Here is a 21,868-nt window from a genome sequence, read left to right on the forward strand (position 1 = left end):
TGGGTGCGTCACAAGTGGCCGGCAATAAAAAAAAGCGCGAAGACTTGGCGCCCACATCGTATTCCTCGATGAAAGCGGCTTCATGCTCATCCCGACACGTCGCCGGACATGGGGGATCAAGGGACACCCACCGATCGTTCGGTACAACTACAGGCACGACCGAATCTCGGCAATTGCGGCACTCACGGTCGCAGCCCGACGCGCTCGCATGGGTCTGTACGTCCAGTTTCGGCAGGACAACTTCAAGGCAATCCAGGTGGCGAAATTCCTGCGAACGCTGCTCCGGCACCTGCGTGGCCATGTCATCCTGCTGTGGGACGGCGGTCAGATTCACAAGGGACCCCATATCAACTCGGTCCGCGATGCCTATCCCAGGCTCCACCTCGAACGGTTTCCAGGCTACGCGCCCAATCTCAACCCGGCTGAGCAAGTCTGGAACGACTTCAAGAGGCACACCGCCAACAGCCTCCTGCGCAACAAACAGGACATTCGACTCAACCTACACGCCAGCACTCGCCGTGTCCGTCGTTCCGGAGATAAGCTCCGCTCCTTCGTGCTTTCGTCGGATCTGCCGTCGGCTCCGTGGCAATGAGTGTTCTATTACTTACGCAAAATTCAATAATGCGGTCGCGGATCGAAATAGCCGGGGCTACGTAAGCGAGGGGTGTTGGGTTACTTCACAAGTTGCCGATGGCCGAGTTCGGCGAACTGCAATGCGGAACGTCGGAGAGCACGGCGGCTCGATCCCACAACTCCAGCACGGTCTGGATCTGCCCGATTGGATCAAGAAGAACTTCCGAGCAGAACCCGGCAAAGAGATCCGGCTAGTGCAGAGCGCCGGCGTGATGGCTGGACCCGGAGATGGCGTGCCGGTCCCGCCACCTGAAGGAGATCCGCGAAGGTTCACGCTGTCTGGCTCGTCAGTCACTGGGATGCTGGGGTCGCCGTCCGGGCAACACTGCGCATCAATCGAGATCGTTCAACTGGAGTGCATCATTACGGCGAGACGCAATGAGGAAGTCACAATACCGTTTGCGCAAGTTCAATTCAGCGGCACGCACCCGATCTGCCCGGACTGTCCGAGACCGCTATTCCCCTGGCCCCCGATCAGCCCAGCGCTTGCCATCGATGGCGCGGGTGTGCCCCGCGGGTGGGAGCACACCGTCGGCCACTGGACCGAGCGCGGCGTACATCACGTCGAGATACCGCGGTCGAGCCGTGGCATTCGGGGCCTAGCGTTCTTGGGCGACGATGACGAGCTGGTAATCGCGACGGCCTCTGAGAGTCAGTTCGCCTGGGGGACGTCAGAGGATGGACCGACTGCGATGCTGCAGGCACGTGTCCTCTGGCGCACGCGACTAGACGGCACGCGAGGTGCATAGCTGACATAAAACCCGTTCTCGGACACGGCGACCCTTGTCAGACAGGGCGGCCCTTATCACAACTCAGCCGCCATAGCCCCAGTTCCAGCACGGCAGGCGCTCCTTCCAGAACCAGTCGTCGCAGAGCTGCTGGTCACAGCGCTGCCGGCATACGCCCAGCGTGAGGTCGGCGGTGCAGGAGAGCCGGCCCTCGGCGCGGCAGTAGCACGCGCCGAGGAACTCCGGCCGCGCGGGGGAATCGGCGGCGCGCGATTCGGCGGCGGGCGCGCCCGCGAGCAGCGCGACGAGCGCGAGCCGGACGATGCGAGCGACGAAGCGCGGGTTGCGCATTGACCTCATTCCAGCACCTCCCTATACTTCGCGCAATGGCTCGTGCCCTTGCCCTCAGCGCGTCGGTGGCCGGCATCTTGCTGGCCGCGCTCCCGGTCGCGCCCGCGCCCTCCACCGCCGTTCGCGCGGTGGCCGCGATCGGTGATTCGGCTCCCGGCGGCGGGAAATTCGGCGGCTTCACGGTGGAATCCCTTCCCGTCTTCGCTCCCACCAATAACCGGGGGCAGGTCGCGTTCTTCGCCACCATTCACCGCGGCCCCGGCGGAGAGGGTTTCTTCCTCCGCTCGCGGGACCGGGTCACCAAGATCGCGCGAGAAGGCGACGCGGTGCCGGGCGTGGGCGCGCTCTCGGGCTTCGGTCGGCACCCCATCCCGGCGCTCAACGAGTCCGGCGCGGTGGCCTTTGCTGCCGCGGTCGCCGGCGGCAAGACCGTGGAGGGCATCTTCCTCTCCGCCCGGGGCCGCATCCAGCCCGTGGCGCTCAGCGGCGGGCCGGCTCCGGGCGTGTCGTCGGGCACGCTCGCCGGCGTCGAGTCCCCCGCCCTCAACGATCGCGGCGACGTGGCGTTCCTCGCCACGGTGAGACGTGGCCGCGAAAGCCTGGAGGCCATCTACGTGCGCGAGGCGGGCGGGAAGCTCCGCAAGGTGGTCGTCCAGGGTGATCCCGCGCCCGCCGGCGGCAGCTTCGCGGGCTTCGGCGCGCCGGTGCTGAACAACAAGGGCGTGGTCGGCTTCGCGGCGGCCGTCGAGGGCAAGGCGGTGCCGGGCGGCATCTTTCTCGCCGCGGGCGACCAGGTCCGGATGCTGGTGGGCGCGGGCGACGACACGCCCGTCGGCGGCATCTTCTTCAAGTTCTCGGAGCGGTTCAGCCTCAACGACGCGGGCACCGTGGCCTTCAACGCCGTGCTCAAGGACGCGCCCGCCGCGGGGGGGCAATTCGTCATCCAGGCGGGCCGGGTGCTCAAGGTCGCCGTGGTCGGCGATGCCGCTCCCGGCGGCGGCGCGTTCTCCCACTTCGGCCTCTGGCCCTCCCTCAATGCGCGCGGCAGCCTCGCGTTCGTCGCCTCGGTGGACGGCGGGCCGAGCCCGATGGCCGTCTTCGTGGGGGATCCCGTGCTGCTGGAGCGGATCACCGGGATCGGGGACGATTTGCCGGGCGGCCGGCTCCAGTCCTTCGGCCTTTATCCCCTCGTCGCCATCAACAATGCGGGAGGTGTGACCTTCGCCGCCGCCCCCACCGCCACCGGGGAGGGCGTGGAGGGGATATTCCTGACCGGACCTGACGCGCGTCCCTGACCAGGGCGCGCGTCAGTTCATGTCGTAGGGCGGATACTCGACGAAGATGTTGGAGGCGGTGATGAGGATATGCCGCGTGGCGGTGCGCGGCGGTACCGGCTCACCGCGTAGCATCCGAAGGGCGAGGGGGAGAACGTCGTAGCCGTAGCGGTCGAGATAGAACGCCACCGACCCGATCACGATGCTCCCCCGGTTGTTCGGATCGATCTCCTTCTTGTCGTTGATCCCGCCGTGGATGTTCCGGTCCACGCCATGGCTCGCGATGGCGGTGTCCGAGGTGCGCCCCGCCTGCTCGAGCGCGCTCTTGGCGGCGAGCGCAGTGGCATCGTCCGTCGCCGCCACCAGCACCTTGGCGCCCGGGTGCGCGGCGAGATACTTGCCCAGGAGCGCCCCCACCCGCGCGGGATTGCCCTGGGTGTCGAGCGTGGCCGGCTTCACGCCGGGCAGCTTGGCGCGAAGCCCCTCCACCACGCCCTGCACCCGCTCGGGCACGCGATCGACCTTGGCCTCGACCGGTCCCACGATGACCGCGACCGTCGGCTGGCCCCGCCAGGAGCGCGCGGCGAACTGGCCGAGCGCCTCACCCGCGATACGTCCCGCGGCGACATTGTCCGCCGTGTACAGCGGCGCCCCCGGCACGGGATAGTTCACCGCGAGCACGGGGATGCCCGCGGCCTTGAGACGCGCCGCAATGGCGGCGTTGGCGTCGGGGTCCTGGGAATACAGGACGTAGAGGTCCACCTTCCGCGCGATGGCGTCCTCGGCATTGGCCTGCGCCTTCTTTCCGTCTCGCTGGTTGTCGTAGAAGACGAGGTCCACCGGCAACTTCCGGGCCGCGAGGGCGAAGCTCGACCGGATCTCCCCTCCCGTGAAGCCGGTCCCCTCGAGGGTGACGCCGGGCTCCTCGGTGAGATTCGCAAAGGCGATCGTGTAGCGTCGATCCTGACCGATGGCGGCGCGCGCGGAGAGGAGCGCGGCGCCGCCGAGCGGCACGCCGAGGAGGGTCAGACAGAACCGCCGGCGCCCCTCGCGGAGCGCCGGCGCCGGGTTCTGCGTCACGAGCAGTCCCGCGGTTAGCGGATGCCCTCGATGGCGACGAAGTTGCCGGTCATCCCGACGGCCTTGGGCACCGTCATGCTGAAGAAGAACGTGGCCCGCTTGGTCGCGGCGGCCTCAGCGGCGATGAGGTCGGTGCGCACGTTCTCGATGATGTGGATGCCGTTGTCCGTGAGCAGGATGAGGTGGACGGGGAAGGCTTCCTTCGGGTCCTCACTGGGGATCACCTCGACGACCCAGGTGTCGGTGCCCACCGCCACGACCTTCTGGGAGGCGAGCCACTTGGCCGCGTCCTTGCCGATGCCAGGCGCGGCGCCGTTGTAGACAGCGTTCTGCTTCGGGAACTGCTCGAAGAGGTCGCCCCATCCGGTGTGGATGATGACGATATCGCCCTCGCGCAGGGTCACGTTGTACATCCGGAGTCCCGCCTGGATATCGGCGGCGGTGATGAGCGTCCCCCCGTCGAGGCAGGGCTTCCGGCAGGCGGCGTTGGTCTTGAGCTTGCCGGCGGCCTGGAACACCTTCACCATGTCCAGCACCACACCGCGGGTCGCGAACGACTTCAGATGCTCGAGACCCAGGCGGGTCATGTTGTTCTGGTTGATGTACTTACCCATCGCGTTCTGGTTGTAGTAGCAGTCCTTCCGCCCGATGTGGCCCATCCCGTCCAGGTGGGTTCCCACATGGCTCTGGCTGAGCCAGGTGTCCTCCATGTAGGTGAGCTGGTTCTCGCCGTACGCCGCGCCGGGCGCCAGGCTGGTCGCCGTCAGAATGGTCTTGGTGAAGCGGCTCCCGAAGAGCGGGACTCCGTCCACCAATGGGTATGTCATGACGATGACCTTCCCCTCCTGGATCTCTGCGGCGGCCGCCTTGGTGACGGCAGGAGTGATGCGGTTGGTCGCGCCGGTCTGGTCATTCGGGCCCCATGGCGACGGGGGCACCAGGGTCTTGCAGTCGCTCTGCGCGAATGCCAGCGAAGCCGAGGTGAGAAGCAGGACCGCGGACGCGCCGAGGACAGATCGAATCCTCATGCCACAAACTCCTTTCGGCCTTGAAAGGAACCGCACGGCACGCGCGTGGGCGGTGCCCGACGCCGGCGATTCTGAGCCGACGTCCCGTTGAAGTCAAGACCACGACCGGAGCCTCGAGGCGGCGAGCGGGCGCCGTCCACCGGGGCGCTCAGCACGGACCTCCGCGGCCGCCCAGGCTGGCGGCACCTGTTCCATGATCATGTCAGGGAGGGCCTGCTGCTCGGCTCGTGCCGCAGAACCGGAGGACGGGGACGGCGGGCCGGCCCTCGCACCCGGGAGCCCGAGGTGGACGAGGATCCGCTGGATAGCGGCAGGGTCATCGATCGTGGCCATCCGCTGCATCCGCCCGGCGCAGCGCGGACAACGCAGGACGTCCAGGTCGAAAGGATGGCGTATCAACTCGAGCACACTCTTGCCGCTGTCTTTCGGTCGACCTATGCTTCCGCCACCGGTGCTCCGAGGGGCGGTTCCGCCTTGCTAGAGGTAGAACGCCGGCTCAACACGATGATTGGGAGGGCTCGATCATGGCGCCGGAGAGCGAATGAAAGTCGGTGCGCTTATCCGGGCTATTGGAGAAAGATGGGTGGTGGCTGGTGCGGACTCGGGGCAGCCACCGTCGGTACAAGAACCCGAACAAACAGTGCACCGCGACCGTGGCCGGCAAGTCGAGCCTGAACGTGCCGGCGGGGACGTTGAACGCGATACTGAAGCAGGCGGGCCTGAGGAAGGCAGGGGGTGACGGATAATGCGGTACATGGTCGTAATCGAGCGGGGCGATACGAGCTGGGGAGCGCATGTTCCGGATCTCCCTGGTTGCGTTGCGGTTGGAGAGACCCGCGCGGAAGTGCTGCGCCTGATTCGTGAGGCGATAGAGCTTCACATCGACGGGTTGAGGCAGGACGGCTTGCCAGTGCCGGCCCCGAGCTCCGAGGGCGAGATTGTGGAGGTGGGGGCCGCCTAACGCGGCATGCATCGAACAGCGCTCCCGGGAGTACGCCGCGCGATTGCCCCTGCATTCGTATCACTGAATCACACGATCCGCCTTTAGCAGCAGCGATTGGGGGATCGTCAGACCCAGCGCCTTGGCGGTCTTGAGGTTGATGATGAATTCGAAGAATGTCGGTTGTTGAATCGGGATCTCGCTGGCCTTGGCCCCTCGCAGGATCTTGTCAACAGGGGATCCGGGGCCAGATCTCGCATTCATACATTGCCCGCCGGACTCGGGCGGGCCGAGCCATCCTTCGCTGAGGTCTGATGTCGGATTGCAAGACCTGACCCCGGCTCTAAGGCCGCGCGGCCGGCATCGCGCCCACTTGTCTCAGTCCTGTGACATTGTCGATCACGCCCGCCTGGTGCACGACCTTGCCGTCTCGCACGGTCATGATCACGATCTCGTCGAACGCCACATCCTTGCCGGTGCCGGGCAACGGCCCCCACTGCCCGGTGTGCTTTCCCTTGATCGTGAAATGAATGACGACGCGCTCGTCGTCTGCGACGATCGTCTTGATCTCTTCGCGAAAGCCTTCGAAGGCCGCGTGGGCGCGCTCGACCGCCTCCTGAATGTGATGGCGCCCGTGCCGCACGACATTGGGCGAATAGTCAGAAATGAAGTTCTCCGCGAAGTAGGTCGGAATCTTGTCGAACTGCCGCTCGTTCCAGATCTCGCGATTGATCTTGAGCCCAAGCGCCCGATTGAACCCAGCCGCCTTGGTCACTGTCTCCCCCTCAGCAGCGGGTGACGTGGGCGGAGACGGCGAGCCAGCGCCCCTGCCGCCGGGCCCACACGTCCGTGTAGCGGCCGGCCGCCTGCCGACCATCCGGCGCGTTGTAGGTGGTCCGCGCGTGGATGATCGCGAAGTCCCCCATGAGGCGAATGTTGACGTCGTGGGCCTCGAGGCTCGCGATCTTGACGGGAAGCGCCGTCTGCTTCAGGAAGGCGCTCCGATCGACGAGGGAGCCGTCCGGGTTGCTGCAGAGGAAGTCGTCGGCCAGGATCTCGTCGAACCGGCGGACATCCGACGTCTGGACCGACCGGATGTAGTCGCGGTTCAGATCGCCCAGCGTGTCGAGATCGGACTTGATGGCGGTGTCGGTGCGCATGCGGTGTGCCCTACAGCGCGTAGGGATGCGGTGCGAATAGACGCGAGGGCCACGTTACTCTCGCCCGATGAGGTTGTCCAACCAAGGCGGGCCGTAGACGTGGAGGGCGTCTTCCGGGTCCGAGGTCACCCAGCGCTGACGGCTAGCCTGCGATCTTTACGGCTTGAATCGTCTCGCGCACCTTGCTTGCAAGGCCGTCGGGCGTGAAGGGCTTCTGGAGCACGATCCCGTCCGACACGCCCTCGTGGGCGACGGCGATCTCGGAGTAGCCCGTCATGTAGAGCACCTTCGTCTCCGGGCGGACGGCGGACAGCCGCCGGGCCAACTCCCACCCGTTGACGTGAGGCATCACGACGTCGGTCAGGAGTAGGTGGAGCGGCCCCGGGTGCCGCGCCGCCACACGCAGGGCCTTGGTGCCGTCGGCCGCCGCCAGCGTCGCGTAGCCCTCCCCGCGGAGGATCTCGATCGCCAGCGCGCGAACCTCGTCTTCGTCTTCCACCACCAGGACGGTCTCGGACCCACCGCCGGATGCCACGCGCGTGGGACCTGCCACGGGCGCTTCGACCACCGCCTCCACGTGTGGCAGGTGGATTTTGAAGGTCGTCCCCTGACCGGACGCGCTCTCGACGGAGACGAAGCCGCTGTGCTGTTGGACGATGCCGTAAACCGTTGACAACCCGAGGCCCGTGCCCTTGCCCGGCTCCTTCGTCGTGAAGAAGGGCTCGAAGATGCGCGCCTGGGTCGTTGGGTCCATGCCCACGCCGGTGTCACTCACCGCGAGCACGGCGTAGCCTCCGGCCTGCAGGCCGGGCTGGCGGGCGGCCGTTGCCGCGTCGAGCTGGACGTTTTCCGTCTTCAGCACGATCTGCCCGCCCTGCGGCATCGCGTCGCGGGCGTTCACCGTCAGGTTCAGGATAACCTGCTCGAGCTGCCCCGGGTCGGCGTTGACCGGGCCAAGGGCCGGCTCGAACACCGTCAACAACACAATGTCCTCGCCGATGAGCGGGCGCAGCATCTTCTCCATCTCGACCACGACGCTGTTGAGGTTGAGGACACGCCGCTGGAGGACCTGCTTGCGGCTGAACGCGAGAAGCTGTCGTGTGAGGGCCGCGGCGCGCTGAGCGGTCATGTCGATGAGCGCGAGCCCCTGGGCGAGCGGGTCGTCGGCCGGCCGGCCCCGCAAGAGCAGCTGCGCGCGGCCCATGATGACCGTCAGGAGATTGTTGAAGTCGTGGGCGATGCCGCCCGCGAGCAGCCCGACCGCTTCCATTTTCTGGGCCTGGAACAGCTGCGTGGTGCGCTCCGCCACCTCGGTCTCGAGCCGGCCGGTCTCGGCGCGCAGCGTGTCCTCCTGGACCTCCTTCCGGTAGACCTGGGTGAGCAGCGGGTGCATCACGAGGTACAGGAGGAGGGCGCCGGCGAAGGAGATGCTCCAGACGGCGATCCGCCCCCGCCGGATGGTCGCGAGCAGCCGCTCCGGGGTCTTGTAGACCTCCACGACGCCCAGGACCCGGCCGTCGCCCGAGAAGATAGGGACGTAGATCTCGGCCAGGGTCGTGAACGCGGGCCGCTCGTAGCCGTGCTCCGCCTTCGTGAGCGACTTGATCTCGACCTCGAGCTTGCCCTTGAGAGCGTCGCGCAGCTCGTCGTTGTCGAGGAACCGGCGGCCGATCAGGTGCGACTCGTCGGACCACAGGATGGTGGCCTGGTTGTCCCACACCTTGGCGCGCACGACCTCGGGCAGGCTCGTGAGCAGGCTGGAGAACGTCCGGCCCCAGCGTTCGCGATCCTCGGGGCTGCCCGGAGCCGCGAAAACACCCTCGAGCCCCGCCATTCGCACCTCGCGGCGGACCAAGGCCGCGGTGTTCTCCCACTCCCACTCGGACGCGGCCTGGGTCAGAAGCGACGAGAGGACGAAGCTCATGACGAGCGCCAGCGCGCCGATGCATCCGAGACTCAGCAGCGCAAAGCGCGAAAAGATGATTCGCATCACCCGCCGGGTTTCCATGGCAGGTCTAACAGGCAGTATCCATGCCAGCCCGGGTCGGCCCTGCAGGGCGGGGTCAAGCGGGCAGACGGAACTGGGAGCGCGTGCTTCGGAGAGCGAAGCACGCCCTGGGACCTATGCGGACGCGCCTCGTCACTCCGGGTGACCCCGGTTGTCTCATCTGTGGCATTCTTCCGGGAACGTCGGGAGGGGGCGGAGCCCCTGTACGAGGCCTATCACCGGGGGGAGAGAGCATGACTGGCAAACGCGGTCGGGCGCTGGGTTGTCTGATTCTGCCGTGGCTCTTGCTCGCCGGCGCGCTCGAAGGCGTCTCGGCCCAGACGAAGCCGGAGGGCGAGATGCGCTGGGCCCTCTACGTAACGCTGTCGCCTGTCTGGTTCGATCCGGGCGAGGTGTCGGGCCAGCTCACGCCGTTCTGGGTCCTGTACGCGCTCCACGACGCCCTCGTGAAGCCGATGCCCGGCAACATGCTGAGCCCGAGCCTGGCGGAGTCGTGGACGGTCAGCGCCGACCAGCGGGTCTACGAGTTCAAGTTGCGCGAGGGCCTCAAGTTCCACAACGGCGATCCCTTCACCGCCGACGACGTGAAGTTCAGCTTTCACCGCGCGAAGGGCTCCAAGACGCTCCACGACAAGGTCCGGGAGGTGGTCGTGGTCGGGCCCTCCCGCGTGCGATTCATTCTTCACGAGCCCTGGCCGGACTTCATGACCTTCTACGGCTCGATCGTGTCCGGCTCGGGCTGGGTCGTGCCAAAGAAGTACGTCGAGCGAGTGGGCGACGACGGCTTCAAGCGGGCGCCCGTCGGGCTCGGGCCCTACAAGTTCGTGAGCCACACCCCCGGCATCGAGCTGGTGATGGAGGCGAACGAGGGCTACTGGCGAAAAGTCCCGTCGGTCAAGCGCCTCGTCTTCAAGAGCGTCCCGGAGAGCACGACACGGATGGCGATGCTGAAGCGGGGCGAAGTGGACATCGCTTATCTCCTCGACGTCCCCCAGGCGCAGGAGGTCAAGCGCGATCCCAACCTCAAGCTGGCCTTCTCGGGCGGCATCGCCACCTTCTACCTAGACTTCCTCGATCAGTGGGATCCGAAATCTCCGTGGCACGACCGGCGGGTGCGGCTGGCCGCGAACTACGCCATCGATCGTCAGGCGCTGAGCGACGCGGAGACGCTGGGAGCGTCCAGGCCCGCGGGCAACCACGTGCCCCGGACGTTCGAGTTCGCCCTGCCCCTCGAGCCCTACCCCTACGACCCCGCGAAGGCAAAGCAGCTCCTCGCGGAGGCGGGCTACCCGAACGGCTTCGACGCCGGCGAGCTGCATCAGCTCCCGCCCTACTTCTCGCTGGGCGAGGCGATCGTCGGGTACATGCAGGCGGTCGGGATCCGGCTCAGGATGCGGCCGATGGAGCGCGGCGCCTACATGGCTCTGATCTCGTCGAAGAAGGCCAAGGGCCTCTGCGTCTGCAGCACCGCGCTCTACGGCAACGCCGCCTCGCGCCTGTCTGAGATTATCCCCAGCGACGGCGCGTGGGCGTACGGCGGCTATCCCGACATCGACGCGCTCTTCAAGCAACAGTCCGTGGAGACGGACCGCAAGAAGCGGGAGGCCATGCTGCACCAGATCCAGCGCCTCGTGTACGAGCGCGTCAGGTATGGCCCCATCTACGACTACATCTGGCCCAGCGGGGTGGGCCCGCGCGTGGCCGAGCCCGCGCTGATGCTGATCAACCCCTACCCGTGGTCGGCACCTCTCGAGGACGTGCGCCTCAAGAAGCCGTGAAGGAGGAGTCTCACAGCATGGCTGATGCGCTCTCTGCGATCCTCGAGACCCGGGAGGCGGAACGTCTCGCCACGGGGTTTGTCTTTACGGAAGGCCCTCTGTGGCATCCCGACGGCTTCTACTATTTCGTCGACGTTCGCTCGAGCGTGCTGTACCGGCTGACCCCCGGCCGCGCGCACGAGGTCGTGCGCGACAAAACGGGCGGCGGCAATGGCACGACGTTCGACCTCCAGGGGCGGCTCTGCCTCTGCGAGGGCGAGAACCGGCGGGTCACGCGCACCTCCGCCGACGGCCGCATCGAAGTCCTCATGGACCGGTTCGAAGGCAAACGGCTGAACCGTCCCAATGATCTGGTATGCAAGTCCGACGGGAGTATCTACTTCACCGACCCAGGCCTGCGCGTGCCCCTGGCGGAACGCGAGCTGACCTACGCCGGGGTCTACCGGATCGCGCCCGACGGAGCGCAGAGCCTCGTGGCGGACTTCGAGTACCCGAACGGCCTGGCGTTCTCGCCCGACGAGCGCCTGCTCTACGTGGCAAACACGCGCTGGGCGCAGTACATCCACGTGCTCGAGCTCGACGCCGCCGGCGCGGTGGTGCGGCGGCGCATCTTCGCCGACATGTCGTCCGACGAGACGGACGGCGTGCCCGACGGCATGAAGGTCGACGTGGAAGGCCGCGTCTACTGTACGGGGCCGGGGGGCACCTGGGTCTTCGCGCCCGATGGCACGCGGCTCGGGATCATCCGGACCCCGGAGGTGCCCGCCAACCTCGCCTTCGGGGGCCCCGATCTCAAGACGCTGTTCTTCACCGCGCGCACCTCCGTGTACACGCTGCGTGTCAAGGTGCCGGGGCAGCCACAGCCGTACTACAGGGTCCGGTCGAGGTGACGGGAGCATGACCATTCACTTCGGGACGTTCCTGCTGATGCAATCGCCTTCCGCGCGCCCGTCGCAGGAAATGTACGCGCGGGCGATCGACATCGCCCAGGCGGCCGAGGCGCTCGGCTTCCACAACGTCTGGCTCGCGGAGCATCACTTCTCGACCTACGGCTATCTCTCGCGGCCGGCCCAGTTCGCGACGTACATCGCGGCGAAGACCACGCGGCTCCGGGTGGGCACGGCCGTGATCGTGGTTCCCCTTCACCACCCGCTCGTGATCGCCGAGGAGATCGCGACCCTCGACCTCCTGGCCGGCGGCCGCGTCGACATAGGGCTCGGGCGCGGCTACCAGCACTACGAGTTCGAGCGGCTCGGGCTCGAGCTGGACAGCGCCCGCGGGCGCTGGGAGGAGTCGGTCGACGTCATTCTCAAGGCGTTCCGCGGCGAGCCGTTCAGCTACGAGGGAAAGTTCTTCAAGATCCCCGAGACGTCGGTGTTCCCGCAGCCGCTCCAGAAACCGCACCCGCCCATCTGGGTCACGGCGCAGAGTCCGGAGTCGGTGGAGGCCGCCGTACGCCGCGGGTTCAACGTGCTCACGGGCGGCTTCGGCGTGCCGATCGAGCGGATGGCGGAGTTCCGCCGGCTCTTCGACCGCATGGTGGCGGAGGTCCGACCGAAGCACCCGCTGGAGGTCGGCGTCCAGCGCGCCGTCTACGTGACGCACAGCGACGCGGACGCGCGGGCCGCCGCAGAAGAAGCCCGCTGGAACATGCGGGTGACGCTCAGCCTGCGCAACCACTACGAGCGCGTGGAGCGCGGACGCGCCATCCCGGTGCCCGCGGCGAAGGAGCCCGACATCGACGACCTGCTGGACCGCTTCCTGGTCATCGGCACGCCGGACACATGCATCCGTCAGATCACGCGCATCCGGGAGCTCGTGGGCATCACGCACTTCAACTGCAGCTTCTGGTTCGGCGATCTCGAGCAGGCGCGCGTGCTGCGCTCGATGGAGCTGTTCGCGCGCGAGGTCATGCCGGCGTTCGGCTAGAACCTCTCCTGGTCGACCGGAAGGCCCAGCCAGTGGCGGCCCACCAGCTCGTAATGCGCCATGCGCCCCTGCAGGTGCTGGGTGATCACGTGGATGTCCTGGAAGTGGCGCTGGATGAGGTGCCCCTCGTAGGCGGCCGTCGCTCCGGCGGCGTTGTAGACGGTGTCGATGACCTGGGCCGCCAGCCGGATGCCGTGGGTGGTCGCGAGGCGCAGGATCGCGCGCCGCTCCAGGCCGACCGTGCCGGCCGTCGCCTCGTCCCAGATGTCGCGGACCGTCTCCATGAGGAAGGCGCGCCCGGAGCGCAGGGCGGCTTCGGCCTGGCCGACGCCGACCTGGACCATGGACTGATCCCGGAGGAGGGCCTGCATGGCCCGCGGCGTCTTGGCGCCCGCCAGCTCGACGAAGGTGTCCAGGCACGCGCGCGCCATTCCGAGCGCGACCGCGGCGTCACCTGAGGCGAACGCGAGAGTGCGCGGGATCTTGTAGAGCGGCCCCTCCTCCAGCAGCGGCGCGGTAGCGGACAGCACCGTGCGCTCCGCGGGCACGAAGACGTCGGTAACGGCGAAGTGGTGCGTGCCCGTGCCGCGCATGCCCCGCACGTGCCAGGTGTCGAGCAGCTCGGCCTCGGCGACCGGCACGAAAAAGTAGCGCGCCTCGGGCTGGCCGTTCTCGAGCCTGACCTGGCCGTTCTCGACGACCTGGGCGTGCGCCGCCACCCACGCGGCGTGCCGGCATCCGGTGCTGAAGCCCTGACGGCCGGTGACGCGGTACCCGCCCGGCACCACGACGGCCTTCGCGGTCGCGGCCGGCGTGTTCGCGACGACGCTGCGCGGCGTGTCGATCCAGATCGCGCGCGCGACCGCCCGCGGCATCCGGGCCGCGTAGGTGCCGAAGATCGCGCCCTGGTTGACGGCCCAGCCGGTGCTGGCGTCGGCCTTGCCGATCTCCTCGATCACCTCGACGTACGTCGGGAAGTCGCACTCACCGCCGCCGATGGCGCGCGGCACCGCCAAGTGGAATAGCCCGGCGTCGGCCAGGGCCTCGAAGAGCGGCCGCGGCAGCTCGCGCGCGGCGTCGATCTCGTCGGCGGCGGACCGGATCTGCGGCGCCAGCTTTCGCGCGGTGTCGAGGGGGGATGCGCTCATGTCAGGCGATCCTGCCAGAGCGCGGCGGAGAGGTCAAACCGGAGCGACACTCGCGATCAGCCAGAAGAATGAGTCGAATGGCCCATGCCCACAGGGGTGAACGCACGGGTATCCTTGACACGGGTTCCCCCTCTAGAAGGCCGCGAGGCCGGTCGGCGGGCCCGGTGAGGGCGAAGCATGAGGAGTCCGGGCAGGCGACGGGTGGTTCTGGGGTGCGTGTCGGTTGCGGTGCTGGTCTGTTTCTACACCGTTGCATCGAACGCCGGCCGGCTCGTTGACCCCGAACTCCTTCCCGAGCCGTTCGCTCGCTTCTTGAGGCCGGACCTCCTGCCGCCGACGCAGGCCATCTTCAAGGCCCTGGTGAGCCTCGTGACCGGCGAGCTGCCGCCCATGGAAGGCCACCACGCTCATCCGAGCGGGCATGTCAGCCATCTCGTAGAGCAGCACGTGAGCCTGCAGGGCGCGCTGCTCGTGAGCGTACTCCGGGTGCTGTTCGGCGTGGCCGTCGGGGGACCGCTCGGCATCCTGACGGGCTTCGTTTTGGGCTGGAACCGGACGGCGGACGACTACCTCCACCCGATCTACGTCCTCCTGCGGTCCATCCCTTCGCTCGCGCTCATCACCTACGTCATGCTGTGGTTCGGGCACGGCGAGGCCCACCTGCTCATCCCCATCGTGTACGCCGTCTTCACCACGGTGGTGATCCCGACCTACCACGGCGTCCGCGATTTGGCCGACGTGTACGTGCGCGCGGCGCGCTCGCTCGGCGCCGGCGGCCGGCTGCTGTTCGCCCGGGTGGTCCTGCCGGCCGCGAGTCCCGCCGTGCTCTCCGCCCTGCGCTACTCGCTCATCATCGCGTGGATGACCACGGTCGGCGTCGAGATGCTGATGGGGGACGACGGCATCGGCCACCTGCTCGTGGGCGGCGGGCTCTGGTCCTCCCGGCTGCAGATCGGAGTGGACCCCGCCGTGATCGTCGTCGGCATCCTGGGGCTCGCGGCAGCGGGATACCTGATGGACACGGCGGCCCGGATCGTGAGCGACCGTGTGACGTTCTGGGCCAGGAGGCGGCGGGCGTGGTAGCCGCGCTGCGCTCGATTCGCGTGAGGCGGGGGCTCGTGGGGCTCCTGGCTTTGCTCGCGCTGTACGGCTTGGCCGCGCAGATCGCCAGCGGCCGTCTCCCGACGAGGGTGTTCCTGGTGATGCACGACATCGAGGGTGTGGAGCTCCTTCCCACCTACTCTTCGCTCGTGGAGGAGGGCGTGTTCCTGGTGCAGGCGGGCATCCTTCTGAAAGGGGCCGCCGTCAGCACGGGGCGGGTCCTGGCCGGGCTGCTTCTGGGATCGGTCGTCGGCATCGCCCTGGGCTTGGCCATGGGGTGGGCGGCCGGGTTCGAGTATGCGCTCGACCCGTGGGTCGTCCTTCTCCGGTTCACCCCCGCCCTCGCCCTGCTGCCGCTCTACGTGCTGTGGTTCGGCCTGGGCGAGGCCGCCAAGATCGGGCTGATCGCGACGGCGGTGGCCGTGGTGACGCTGCAGGGCGCCTATCAGGGAGTGCGCGGTATCCCGGCCGTGTACTGGGACGTGGCCGCGGCCCTGGCGGCGCCGCGGAGCCTCGTGCTCCGGCGCATCGTCCTCCCCGCCGCGCTGCCGCAGATCCTGGCGAGCCTGCGCATCGCCATCGCGCTCGGCTGGGTCACGGTCATCGCGGCGGAGCTGATCAAGCCCTCCATGCCCAGCCTCGGCTATCTTCTGGCACTCGCCGGCGCCTACCCGCGCGTGCCGACCATCGTGATCGCGCTCGCCGCCATCGCCCTGCTCGTCCTGGTCTCGGACGGGCTCACGCTGGCCGCCTACCGCTGGGCGACCCGCTGGATGAGGAGGCGGTATGCCTAGGAACCAGCCCCGGAAGGTCCGGCTCCAGGTCGACGATGTCGCCTACGTGTATGAGGGGCGCACGCGTACCCACGCGCTCGACGGGCTCACGCTGGTCGTGCACGACAATGAGTTCCTCGCCGTCGTCGGACCCGTGGGCTGCGGCAAGACCACGTTCCTCCGCATCGTGGCCGGGTTTCTCACACCGACGCGAGGGATCGTGCTCTGCGATGGAAGCCCCGTGCGCGCGCCGGGGGCCGAGCGCGGGTTCGTCTTTCAGGAGGACGCGATCTTCCCGTGGATGACGGTGCAGGACAACCTGGAGTTCGGGCTGCGGGCCAAGGGCGCGCCGCCCACGGAGCGCGCGGCAGTCGCCGCGGAGCTCATCCGGCTCATCGGTCTCCAGGGATACGAGCGGGCCTATCCGGGCGAGCTGTCGGCGGGCATGTCCAAGATGGTCGAGGTGGCGCGCGTCCTCGCCACGGACCCGTCCATCCTGCTCATGGACGAGCCCTTCGGCTCTCTCGATGCCCAGACCCGCGGGCAGATGCAGGACGAGCTCCACCGGCTGTGGGAGAAGCGCCTCAAGACCGTCGTGCTGGTCACCCACGACGTGGAGGAGGCCATCTGCCTGGCCGACCGCGTGCTCGTGTTCTCGCCGCGGCCGGGCCGCGTCAAGGCGGAAGTGGCCGTGCCGCTCCCGCGGCCGCGGCCGCTCGAGCTGCGGCTGTCGCCGGAGTTCTCCGCGATCAAGCGGCGGATCTGGGCCGAGCTGGGGCTCGCTGAGGTCTCCTAGACGTGGAGCGGAGGATGGCGCGCTCGCTCGGGCTCACGGTGGCGGCGGTGGCGGCGCTGGGGGCGGCGGTGGTCTGGGCGGCCTATGGGCTCGCGGGCGTAATCCCGGCGGGCGACGACGTCACTCGCGACGGAGTGCGCCAGGTGACGATATACGGGCACACCTGGGGATTCAGCCCGAATGTCATCCGCGTCGCACCCGGCGAGACGGTGCAGTTCATCGTGCGGAGCGAAGACCTGCAGCACGGCTTCGCCATCAATGAGCTGGGCCTCAATCTCCAGCTCGCCCCAGGCCGGGACATGCGTTCCCCGGCGGTGAAGGTTGACCTGCCCGAGGGCATCTACCCCATCCACTGCAGTGTCTTCTGCGGCATCGGCCATCCGTCCATGAAGGCGCGGCTGGTGGTCGGGGCCCCGCCGCCGGCGCCGCCTTCGCGGCTGCCGTGGATCGCCTCAGTGCTGAGCGCCGCCGCGGCGGTTGGATTCGGAGCCTGGGCCCGCACGGGGCGGAGCGCGCGGGCATGAGCGGGCCGGCCGGCGTAGGACCGCGGGCACCCAGGGGCGATCTCCTTCGGTTGGCGCCGATCCGGCGCCTCGTGGGGCTGCGGGCCTTTCAGTTTCTTGTCATCCTTCCGACGGCGGCGGTCGGGGGGGTGATCCTGCTCTCGACGGCCGTCGGCATCGAGCACCCCAGCTTCAACTTCGGCACCGTGTTCACCTGGGTGGTCTGGTGGGGCGCCTTGCTTCTGTCCTTCGTCGCGCTTGGCCGCGCCTGGTGCCTGGTCTGCCCGCTCGGCGCCCTGGGCGAGTGGGTGCAGCGGCTGAGCTTCTGGCGGCGGGTGCCCTATACGGCCGGCTACCACTTCCGCTGGCCGAAGCCGCTCAGGAACATGGGGCTCGCCACCACGCTGTTCATCGTCTTCGTCTGGCTCGACAACGGCTACGGCATGTCGAACAGCCCGCGGATGACGGCAGGCCTCATCGTGGTCATCGCACTGGGCGCCGCGTGGATTAATCTTTTCTTCGAGCGGCGGGCCTTCTGCCGCTACGTCTGCCCGCTGACCGCGTTCATCGGCCTCTGCTCGCTCTTCTCCGTAGTGGAGCTGCGGCGCCGGGAGGCGGGTACGTGCCGGAGCCAGTGCGCGACCAAGGACTGCTTCAGGGGAAATGACCGGCAGTACGGCTGTCCCATGGGCGAGTTCCCCGGCGGGGCCATGGACACCAACCTCCACTGCATCCTCTGCACCGAATGCATCAAGGGCTGCCCACACGACAATATCGCGCTCCGCTTCAGGCCGCCGGGGCGCGACCTCTGGGCCATGCGGCGCCCGCAGGCCGACGGGGCCGTCGCGGCCGCGGTGATCGTTGGGCTGACCACCGTCCTGCCGCTCGTGCTGCTCCTCCTGCTCCCGGGCCTGCGGCGGGCGCTGGCCGGCCTCTTGCCGGCGGGCGCGCCGCCCAATGACTTCCCGCGCCTGGCGGCGGTGGGCCTGCTCTTTGCCCTCGGCATAGGCCTGGGCCTGGGACTCGTCTGGGGCTTCAGCGCGCTGGCCCGGCTCTCCGTGCGTCAAGCGGTGCCGACTGCGGGGGCGCTCTTCGCAAGCTTCGCCTACGCCCTCATCCCCATGGCGCTGTTCAAGATGATGGCGGATCTCCTTGACCACGCGCTCCGGACCTGGGGCCCGCTCGTGGATGCGACCCGGGCGCTGGCGCTGGACTTCCCGCTGAACCGCGTCGTGCCCGGCCGGGTGACCGTGATGCATCTGCTGGGGCCGGAGAGCGTGTATGCGCTGCAAAGCGCGCTCGTCCTGGGCGGCCTCGTGTGGAGCCTCTACGCGCTGTGGCGCATCTCGGAGCGCCTCTTCGGCGACCGCAGGGCCGCCCTTGCGGCCTGGGTGCCGATGGCGGGGCTGAGCCTGGTCCTGACGCTGATGAGCCTGTGGACGCTCGGGATCGGGCTCCTCTGACCGGCCGTCGGCTTCCGTTGGCCACCGCGGCGGCGCTCCTCGCGCTCACAGCGCTCAGCGTCGCGGCCGGCCTCGCATTCCTCGGCCGGCTTCCGCTCGGGTTCCCGCAGCGCGCGGGGACCGGCGCGGTCTTCTACGTGGTGCCCTACCAGTACGGCTTCGCCTTCTACGACCGCGACCTCAACGAGATCGAGACGGTCGAGGTCAAGGCGGGCGAGGCCGTCACGCTGCACATCGTGCCGGCGCACGCGCTGCCGGAGGCCGTCTTCCGCCAGTATGTCGAGCGCTCCATGAAGCGGGCGATCGGCGGCCTGCCGGCGGCCGATCCCGCGATCCGCCGCAAGCTGTACGAGGATCTGGCCCTGGGCAACGTGGAGCATATCGTGGGCATCGCCGCCCACCCCGTGTATATGGCCACCGACGTGGCCTCGGTGCTGCGCGGGCGGCCCTTCAGGGAGAACGGCCCTGCCACGCTCCGCGAGGCCGTGAGCCAGGGCGACCCTTCGATCAAGTCCGTTACCTTCACCGCCAAGAAGGTCGGCGCCTTCGACGTGATCTGCGTGGACTCGGGCATGGATGGCGCCGGCACCTGCGGCTGGGGCCACAATGCGATGTTCGCCAAAGGGGCCTTCGTCGTCCGACCGTGATGGGGCCTGATGTCGGATTGCAAGACCTGACCCCGTTCTGTATGCTCCCGGGACGGAGGAACTTCATGGCGACGAGTCAGAGTGAGAAGGCCGCGCGCTTCCGGGCGCTGCACGAGGCTCCGGGCGCATTCGCGATTCCCAATCCGTGGGATGCGGGCTCGGCGCACGTCCTGGCCGGGCTCGGCTTCGAGGCGCTGGCCACCTCGAGCGGCGCCTCCGCCGGCATCCTCGGCCGGCGCGACGGCAAGGTGACGCGCGAGGAGGCGCTGGCGCACGCCCGGGCCATCGTGGCGGCCACCGATCTGCCCGTCTCCGCCGATCTCGAGAAGGGCTTCAAGAGCACATTCGGCTATCTCGACAGCTCCCTGACGACGCCCGAGTTGAACGCGTTCATGCAGGGCTGATCGCGGGAGGAAAAGCACCCATGAAAATCACGGCCATCGACACGTTCACGCTGCGCGTCCCGACCGTCACGCCTATCGCGCTGGACCTGCCCGAGCATCGCCTGGTCGTGACCCGCATCCGCAGCGATTCCGGCCCCGAGGGGCTGGGCTATTCGCTCGTGTTCGGCGGCAGCGGCTCGGAAGCCGTGGAAGCCTACGCCCGCCGCCTCGCGACGCTGCTGATCGGCGAGGACCCGCTGCTGGTCGGCCGGCTCTGGGACAAGATGTACCGCGCGGACCGCGGCATCCGCCGCGTGGGCATCGCCGGCTATGCGCTCTCCGCGCTCGACATCGCGCTCTGGGATTTCGCCGCCAAGACGGCCGGCCTTCCGCTCGCCAAGCTGTGGGGCGCGACGACGGACCGCGTGGCCGCGTACGGCAGCGGCGGCTGGGGCTCGTATTCGATCGAAGATCTCATCGGCGAAGGCACGCGGTACGCGGCCGCGGGCTGTCGCTACTACAAGATGAAGGTCCACCACCCGGACCCGCGCGTGAACCGCCGGCGCGTGGAGGCGGTGCGCAAGGCGCTCGGCGACGGCGTGCGGATGATGGTCGACGTCAACCAGAAGCTCGACGTGCAGAGCGCGATCCGCCAGGCCCAGCTGCTCGAGGACCTCGATCTCGTCTGGTACGAGGAGCCGGCCCTGGCCGACGACCCCGCGGCCTGCGCGGAGGTGGCGAGGGCCATCCGGATCCCGGTCGCCACCGGTGAAAACAACTACACGCGCTTCGAGTTCCGCGAGTTAATAGAGCGGCGGGCCGCCCGCTACCTGATGCCGGACGTCTGCCGCGCCAACGGCTTCACCGAGACGATGCGCATCGGCCAGCTGGCCGCCGCCCACCAGGTCACCGTATCGCCCCACGTCGTGCACGAGCTGTCCCTGCACGTCGCGGCCGCCCTGCCCAACGCGTTCCTCGTGGAGTGGATCGACTGGGTCCCGGCCGACCTTTTCGAAGGCATGCCGAAGTGCGAGGACGGCGCGTTCCGGATCTCCGACCGGCCGGGCCACGGGATCACCCTGACCGCCGACGCGGAGAAGAAGTACCGGATGGCCTGATCGGTCTTGATTTCACCCGGGCCGGGTTGCTAGCATGGGGCGCCATCGACCCATTCCCCTTGGAGGATCACCAATGAAGAAGGCCTTCGTGCTGCTGCTCGCGCTCGTCCTGGCCGGGTCGGCCGCTTCCCTCGTCCTGGCCGCCTACCCCGACCGGCCCGTGAAGCTGATCGTGCCGTGGGCCGCCGGCGGGGACACCGACAACATCTTCCGCCCATTCGGCCAGGCGCTTCAGAAGCACCTCGGAGCGACCGTGGTCATTGCGAACGTGACGGGCGCCTCGGGCACGGTGGGGGCCCGGGAGGCCAAGAACTCGCCGCCCGACGGCTACACGCTGTACGCGATTCACGACTACATCCACTCGACCTACTATACCGGCGTCTCCGACGTGAACTATACCGACTTCGAGCCGATCTGCCTCATCACGGCCACGCCGTCGGTGCTCACGGCCAGCCCAAAGACCAAGTGGTCCTCCTGGCAGGAGCTCCTGAGCGATGCCAGGACGCGCCCCGGCACGATCACGGTCGGGGCCACGCTCGGCTCTACCAGCCACTTCTTCCCCGCGCTCATCGAGAAGGACGCGAAGATCAAGTTCAAGTACGTGTCATATGAAGGGCTGGCGCCCCGGATGAACGCGATCCTCGGCGGACACATCGACCTGACCGACGGCAACCTGACGCAGCGGGGCAAGGTGGAGGCCGGCCAGCTCAAGTTCCTTGCGATCGCCACCGAGAAGCGCGACCCGGAGATCCCCACCGTCCCCACGCTGAAGGAGCTGGGGGTAAACGTGGTCTACTCGGTGTCCCGCGGGATCACGGTGCCGAAGGGGACGCCGGCCGACGTGCTGGCGAAGCTGGAGGGGGCCTGCGCCCAGGCGGCAAAGGACCCCGCCTTCGCGGACTCGATGAAGAAGCAGGGCACCGATGTCCGCTACCTGGACAGGAAGGCGTACGGCGAGTTCCTGAAGCAGAACGATGCCGTCAACAAGGAGCTCGCCAGGGACCTGGGGTTGCTGAAGCGCTAGGGC

23 protein-coding genes and 1 pseudogene are annotated in these 21,868 nt (G+C 68.3%); 15 read left to right on the forward strand and 9 right to left on the reverse strand.

Going from position 1 to position 21,868, the window contains the following annotated elements:
- Positions 1 to 301 (reverse strand): hypothetical protein (locus Q7W02_19470; GenBank protein MDO8478334.1); only part of this gene is annotated, 301 nt, incomplete at its 3' end.
- Positions 302 to 1,445: 1,144 nt separating this feature from the next.
- Positions 1,446 to 1,721 carry a hypothetical protein gene (locus Q7W02_19475; protein MDO8478335.1) on the reverse strand — a complete coding sequence of 92 codons (276 nt, stop codon included), beginning with the start codon at positions 1,719 to 1,721 and terminating at the stop codon, positions 1,446 to 1,448.
- Positions 1,722 to 1,747: 26 nt separating this feature from the next.
- Here Q7W02_19475 and Q7W02_19480 point away from each other — a divergent pair, with 26 nt between their 5' ends.
- Complete coding sequence (locus tag Q7W02_19480) at positions 1,748 to 3,007, forward strand: hypothetical protein (protein MDO8478336.1); 1,260 nt, start codon at positions 1,748 to 1,750, stop codon at positions 3,005 to 3,007.
- Between the two features lie 12 nt (positions 3,008 to 3,019).
- Here the strand turns inward: Q7W02_19480 and Q7W02_19485 are convergent, their stop codons facing one another.
- Positions 3,020 to 4,066: a sugar ABC transporter substrate-binding protein gene (locus Q7W02_19485; protein MDO8478337.1), complete on the reverse strand. Its 1,047-nt coding sequence runs from the start codon at positions 4,064 to 4,066 to the stop codon at positions 3,020 to 3,022.
- Positions 4,067 to 4,080: 14 nt separating this feature from the next.
- A complete protein-coding gene (locus Q7W02_19490; GenBank protein MDO8478338.1) occupies positions 4,081 to 5,094 on the reverse strand; it encodes a cyclase family protein in 1,014 nt (337 codons plus the stop codon).
- Positions 5,095 to 5,645: 551 nt separating this feature from the next.
- On the opposite strand from Q7W02_19490, the gene Q7W02_19495 reads away from it, so the two are divergent.
- Positions 5,646 to 5,840 carry a type II toxin-antitoxin system HicA family toxin gene (locus Q7W02_19495; GenBank protein ID MDO8478339.1) on the forward strand — a complete coding sequence of 65 codons (195 nt, stop codon included), beginning with the start codon at positions 5,646 to 5,648 and terminating at the stop codon, positions 5,838 to 5,840.
- Entirely contained in the window at positions 5,840 to 6,055 is a 216-nt protein-coding gene (locus tag Q7W02_19500; GenBank protein MDO8478340.1) for a type II toxin-antitoxin system HicB family antitoxin, read from the forward strand. Before Q7W02_19495 ends, Q7W02_19500 begins: the two co-directional genes overlap by 1 nt.
- A gap of 60 nt (positions 6,056 to 6,115) precedes the next feature.
- On the opposite strand, the gene Q7W02_19505 is transcribed toward Q7W02_19500, so the two are convergent.
- The 4 genes from Q7W02_19505 to Q7W02_19520 all read right to left on the reverse strand — a co-directional run bounded on the left by Q7W02_19505 (position 6,116) and on the right by Q7W02_19520 (position 9,202).
- Positions 6,116 to 6,298, reverse strand: coding sequence for an ABC transporter substrate binding protein (locus tag Q7W02_19505; GenBank protein MDO8478341.1), 183 nt, complete (start codon positions 6,296 to 6,298; stop codon positions 6,116 to 6,118).
- Positions 6,299 to 6,377: 79 nt separating this feature from the next.
- Positions 6,378 to 6,809, reverse strand: coding sequence for an ester cyclase (locus Q7W02_19510; GenBank protein MDO8478342.1), 432 nt, complete (start codon positions 6,807 to 6,809; stop codon positions 6,378 to 6,380).
- Between the two features lie 10 nt (positions 6,810 to 6,819).
- Complete coding sequence (locus Q7W02_19515; protein MDO8478343.1) at positions 6,820 to 7,176, reverse strand: nuclear transport factor 2 family protein; 357 nt, start codon at positions 7,174 to 7,176, stop codon at positions 6,820 to 6,822.
- A gap of 160 nt (positions 7,177 to 7,336) precedes the next feature.
- On the reverse strand, positions 7,337 to 9,202 hold the full coding sequence (locus tag Q7W02_19520) for an ATP-binding protein (GenBank protein MDO8478344.1): 1,866 nt from the start codon (positions 9,200 to 9,202) through the stop codon (positions 7,337 to 7,339).
- 233 nt (positions 9,203 to 9,435) lie between these two features.
- Here Q7W02_19520 and Q7W02_19525 point away from each other — a divergent pair, with 233 nt between their 5' ends.
- From Q7W02_19525 to Q7W02_19535, 3 genes are read left to right on the forward strand one after another with little or no spacing between them, the layout of a single operon-like run.
- The gene (locus Q7W02_19525) at positions 9,436 to 10,980 is read left to right on the forward strand and encodes an ABC transporter substrate-binding protein (protein MDO8478345.1); all 1,545 of its coding nucleotides are present in this window, start codon (positions 9,436 to 9,438) and stop codon (positions 10,978 to 10,980) included.
- A gap of 17 nt (positions 10,981 to 10,997) precedes the next feature.
- Positions 10,998 to 11,870 (forward strand): SMP-30/gluconolactonase/LRE family protein, encoded by an 873-nt coding sequence (locus Q7W02_19530; protein MDO8478346.1) that lies wholly within the window; start codon positions 10,998 to 11,000, stop codon positions 11,868 to 11,870.
- Positions 11,871 to 11,877: 7 nt separating this feature from the next.
- Positions 11,878 to 12,909, forward strand: coding sequence for an LLM class flavin-dependent oxidoreductase (locus Q7W02_19535; GenBank protein MDO8478347.1), 1,032 nt, complete (start codon positions 11,878 to 11,880; stop codon positions 12,907 to 12,909).
- Here the strand turns inward: Q7W02_19535 and Q7W02_19540 are convergent.
- Positions 12,906 to 14,057: an acyl-CoA dehydrogenase family protein gene (locus tag Q7W02_19540; GenBank protein MDO8478348.1), complete on the reverse strand. Its 1,152-nt coding sequence runs from the start codon at positions 14,055 to 14,057 to the stop codon at positions 12,906 to 12,908. The two genes, Q7W02_19535 and Q7W02_19540, sit on opposite strands and share 4 nt — an antisense overlap.
- Before the next feature lie 177 nt (positions 14,058 to 14,234).
- Here Q7W02_19540 and Q7W02_19545 point away from each other — a divergent pair, with 177 nt between their 5' ends.
- The 9 genes and pseudogenes from Q7W02_19545 (at position 14,235) to Q7W02_19585 (ending at position 21,865) form a co-directional block, all read left to right on the forward strand.
- Entirely contained in the window at positions 14,235 to 15,140 is a 906-nt protein-coding gene (locus Q7W02_19545) for an ABC transporter permease subunit (GenBank protein MDO8478349.1), read from the forward strand.
- On the forward strand, positions 15,134 to 15,952 hold the full coding sequence (locus Q7W02_19550; GenBank protein ID MDO8478350.1) for an ABC transporter permease subunit: 819 nt from the start codon (positions 15,134 to 15,136) through the stop codon (positions 15,950 to 15,952). Before Q7W02_19545 ends, Q7W02_19550 begins: the two co-directional genes overlap by 7 nt.
- Positions 15,945 to 16,727: an ABC transporter ATP-binding protein gene (locus Q7W02_19555; protein ID MDO8478351.1), complete on the forward strand. Its 783-nt coding sequence runs from the start codon at positions 15,945 to 15,947 to the stop codon at positions 16,725 to 16,727. Before Q7W02_19550 ends, Q7W02_19555 begins: the two co-directional genes overlap by 8 nt.
- Before the next feature lie 14 nt (positions 16,728 to 16,741).
- Positions 16,742 to 17,251, forward strand: a complete 510-nt coding sequence (locus Q7W02_19560) for a hypothetical protein (GenBank protein ID MDO8478352.1) — start codon at positions 16,742 to 16,744, stop codon at positions 17,249 to 17,251.
- Positions 17,248 to 18,693 carry a 4Fe-4S binding protein gene (locus tag Q7W02_19565; GenBank protein ID MDO8478353.1) on the forward strand — a complete coding sequence of 482 codons (1,446 nt, stop codon included), beginning with the start codon at positions 17,248 to 17,250 and terminating at the stop codon, positions 18,691 to 18,693. Before Q7W02_19560 ends, Q7W02_19565 begins: the two co-directional genes overlap by 4 nt.
- 17 nt (positions 18,694 to 18,710) lie before the next feature.
- Positions 18,711 to 19,340 carry a hypothetical protein gene (locus Q7W02_19570; protein ID MDO8478354.1) on the forward strand — a complete coding sequence of 210 codons (630 nt, stop codon included), beginning with the start codon at positions 18,711 to 18,713 and terminating at the stop codon, positions 19,338 to 19,340.
- 65 nt (positions 19,341 to 19,405) lie between these two features.
- Positions 19,406 to 19,675: pseudogene (locus Q7W02_19575) on the forward strand (isocitrate lyase/phosphoenolpyruvate mutase family protein).
- Between the two features lie 89 nt (positions 19,676 to 19,764).
- Positions 19,765 to 20,841: a mandelate racemase/muconate lactonizing enzyme family protein gene (locus Q7W02_19580; GenBank protein ID MDO8478355.1), complete on the forward strand. Its 1,077-nt coding sequence runs from the start codon at positions 19,765 to 19,767 to the stop codon at positions 20,839 to 20,841.
- A gap of 73 nt (positions 20,842 to 20,914) precedes the next feature.
- Positions 20,915 to 21,865, forward strand: coding sequence for a tripartite tricarboxylate transporter substrate binding protein (locus tag Q7W02_19585; GenBank protein ID MDO8478356.1), 951 nt, complete (start codon positions 20,915 to 20,917; stop codon positions 21,863 to 21,865).
- Positions 21,866 to 21,868 lie beyond the last annotated feature (3 nt).

This window comes from Candidatus Rokuibacteriota bacterium, assembly GCA_030647435.1.
In the GTDB taxonomy this organism is placed as follows: domain Bacteria; phylum Methylomirabilota; class Methylomirabilia; order Rokubacteriales; family CSP1-6; genus AR37.

What these genes read in the sequence shown, in the direction of transcription:
- Q7W02_19475 (MDO8478335.1), bottom strand. Translation starts at nt 1,721, where the DNA reads ATGAGGTCAATGCGCAACCCGCGCTTCGTCGCTCGCATCGTCCGGCTC.
- Q7W02_19480 (MDO8478336.1), top strand. Translation starts at nt 1,748, where the DNA reads ATGGCTCGTGCCCTTGCCCTCAGCGCGTCGGTGGCCGGCATCTTGCTG.
- Q7W02_19490 (MDO8478338.1), bottom strand. Translation starts at nt 5,094, where the DNA reads ATGAGGATTCGATCTGTCCTCGGCGCGTCCGCGGTCCTGCTTCTCACC.
- Q7W02_19500 (MDO8478340.1), top strand. Translation starts at nt 5,840, where the DNA reads ATGCGGTACATGGTCGTAATCGAGCGGGGCGATACGAGCTGGGGAGCG.
- Q7W02_19505 (MDO8478341.1), bottom strand. Translation starts at nt 6,298, where the DNA reads ATGAATGCGAGATCTGGCCCCGGATCCCCTGTTGACAAGATCCTGCGA.
- Q7W02_19520 (MDO8478344.1), bottom strand. Translation starts at nt 9,202, where the DNA reads ATGGAAACCCGGCGGGTGATGCGAATCATCTTTTCGCGCTTTGCGCTG.
- Q7W02_19525 (MDO8478345.1), top strand. Translation starts at nt 9,436, where the DNA reads ATGACTGGCAAACGCGGTCGGGCGCTGGGTTGTCTGATTCTGCCGTGG.
- Q7W02_19530 (MDO8478346.1), top strand. Translation starts at nt 10,998, where the DNA reads ATGGCTGATGCGCTCTCTGCGATCCTCGAGACCCGGGAGGCGGAACGT.
- Q7W02_19535 (MDO8478347.1), top strand. Translation starts at nt 11,878, where the DNA reads ATGACCATTCACTTCGGGACGTTCCTGCTGATGCAATCGCCTTCCGCG.
- Q7W02_19540 (MDO8478348.1), bottom strand. Translation starts at nt 14,057, where the DNA reads ATGAGCGCATCCCCCCTCGACACCGCGCGAAAGCTGGCGCCGCAGATC.
- Q7W02_19545 (MDO8478349.1), top strand. Translation starts at nt 14,235, where the DNA reads ATGAGGAGTCCGGGCAGGCGACGGGTGGTTCTGGGGTGCGTGTCGGTT.
- Q7W02_19555 (MDO8478351.1), top strand. Translation starts at nt 15,945, where the DNA reads ATGCCTAGGAACCAGCCCCGGAAGGTCCGGCTCCAGGTCGACGATGTC.
- Q7W02_19560 (MDO8478352.1), top strand. Translation starts at nt 16,742, where the DNA reads ATGGCGCGCTCGCTCGGGCTCACGGTGGCGGCGGTGGCGGCGCTGGGG.
- Q7W02_19565 (MDO8478353.1), top strand. Translation starts at nt 17,248, where the DNA reads ATGAGCGGGCCGGCCGGCGTAGGACCGCGGGCACCCAGGGGCGATCTC.
- Q7W02_19580 (MDO8478355.1), top strand. Translation starts at nt 19,765, where the DNA reads ATGAAAATCACGGCCATCGACACGTTCACGCTGCGCGTCCCGACCGTC.
- Q7W02_19585 (MDO8478356.1), top strand. Translation starts at nt 20,915, where the DNA reads ATGAAGAAGGCCTTCGTGCTGCTGCTCGCGCTCGTCCTGGCCGGGTCG.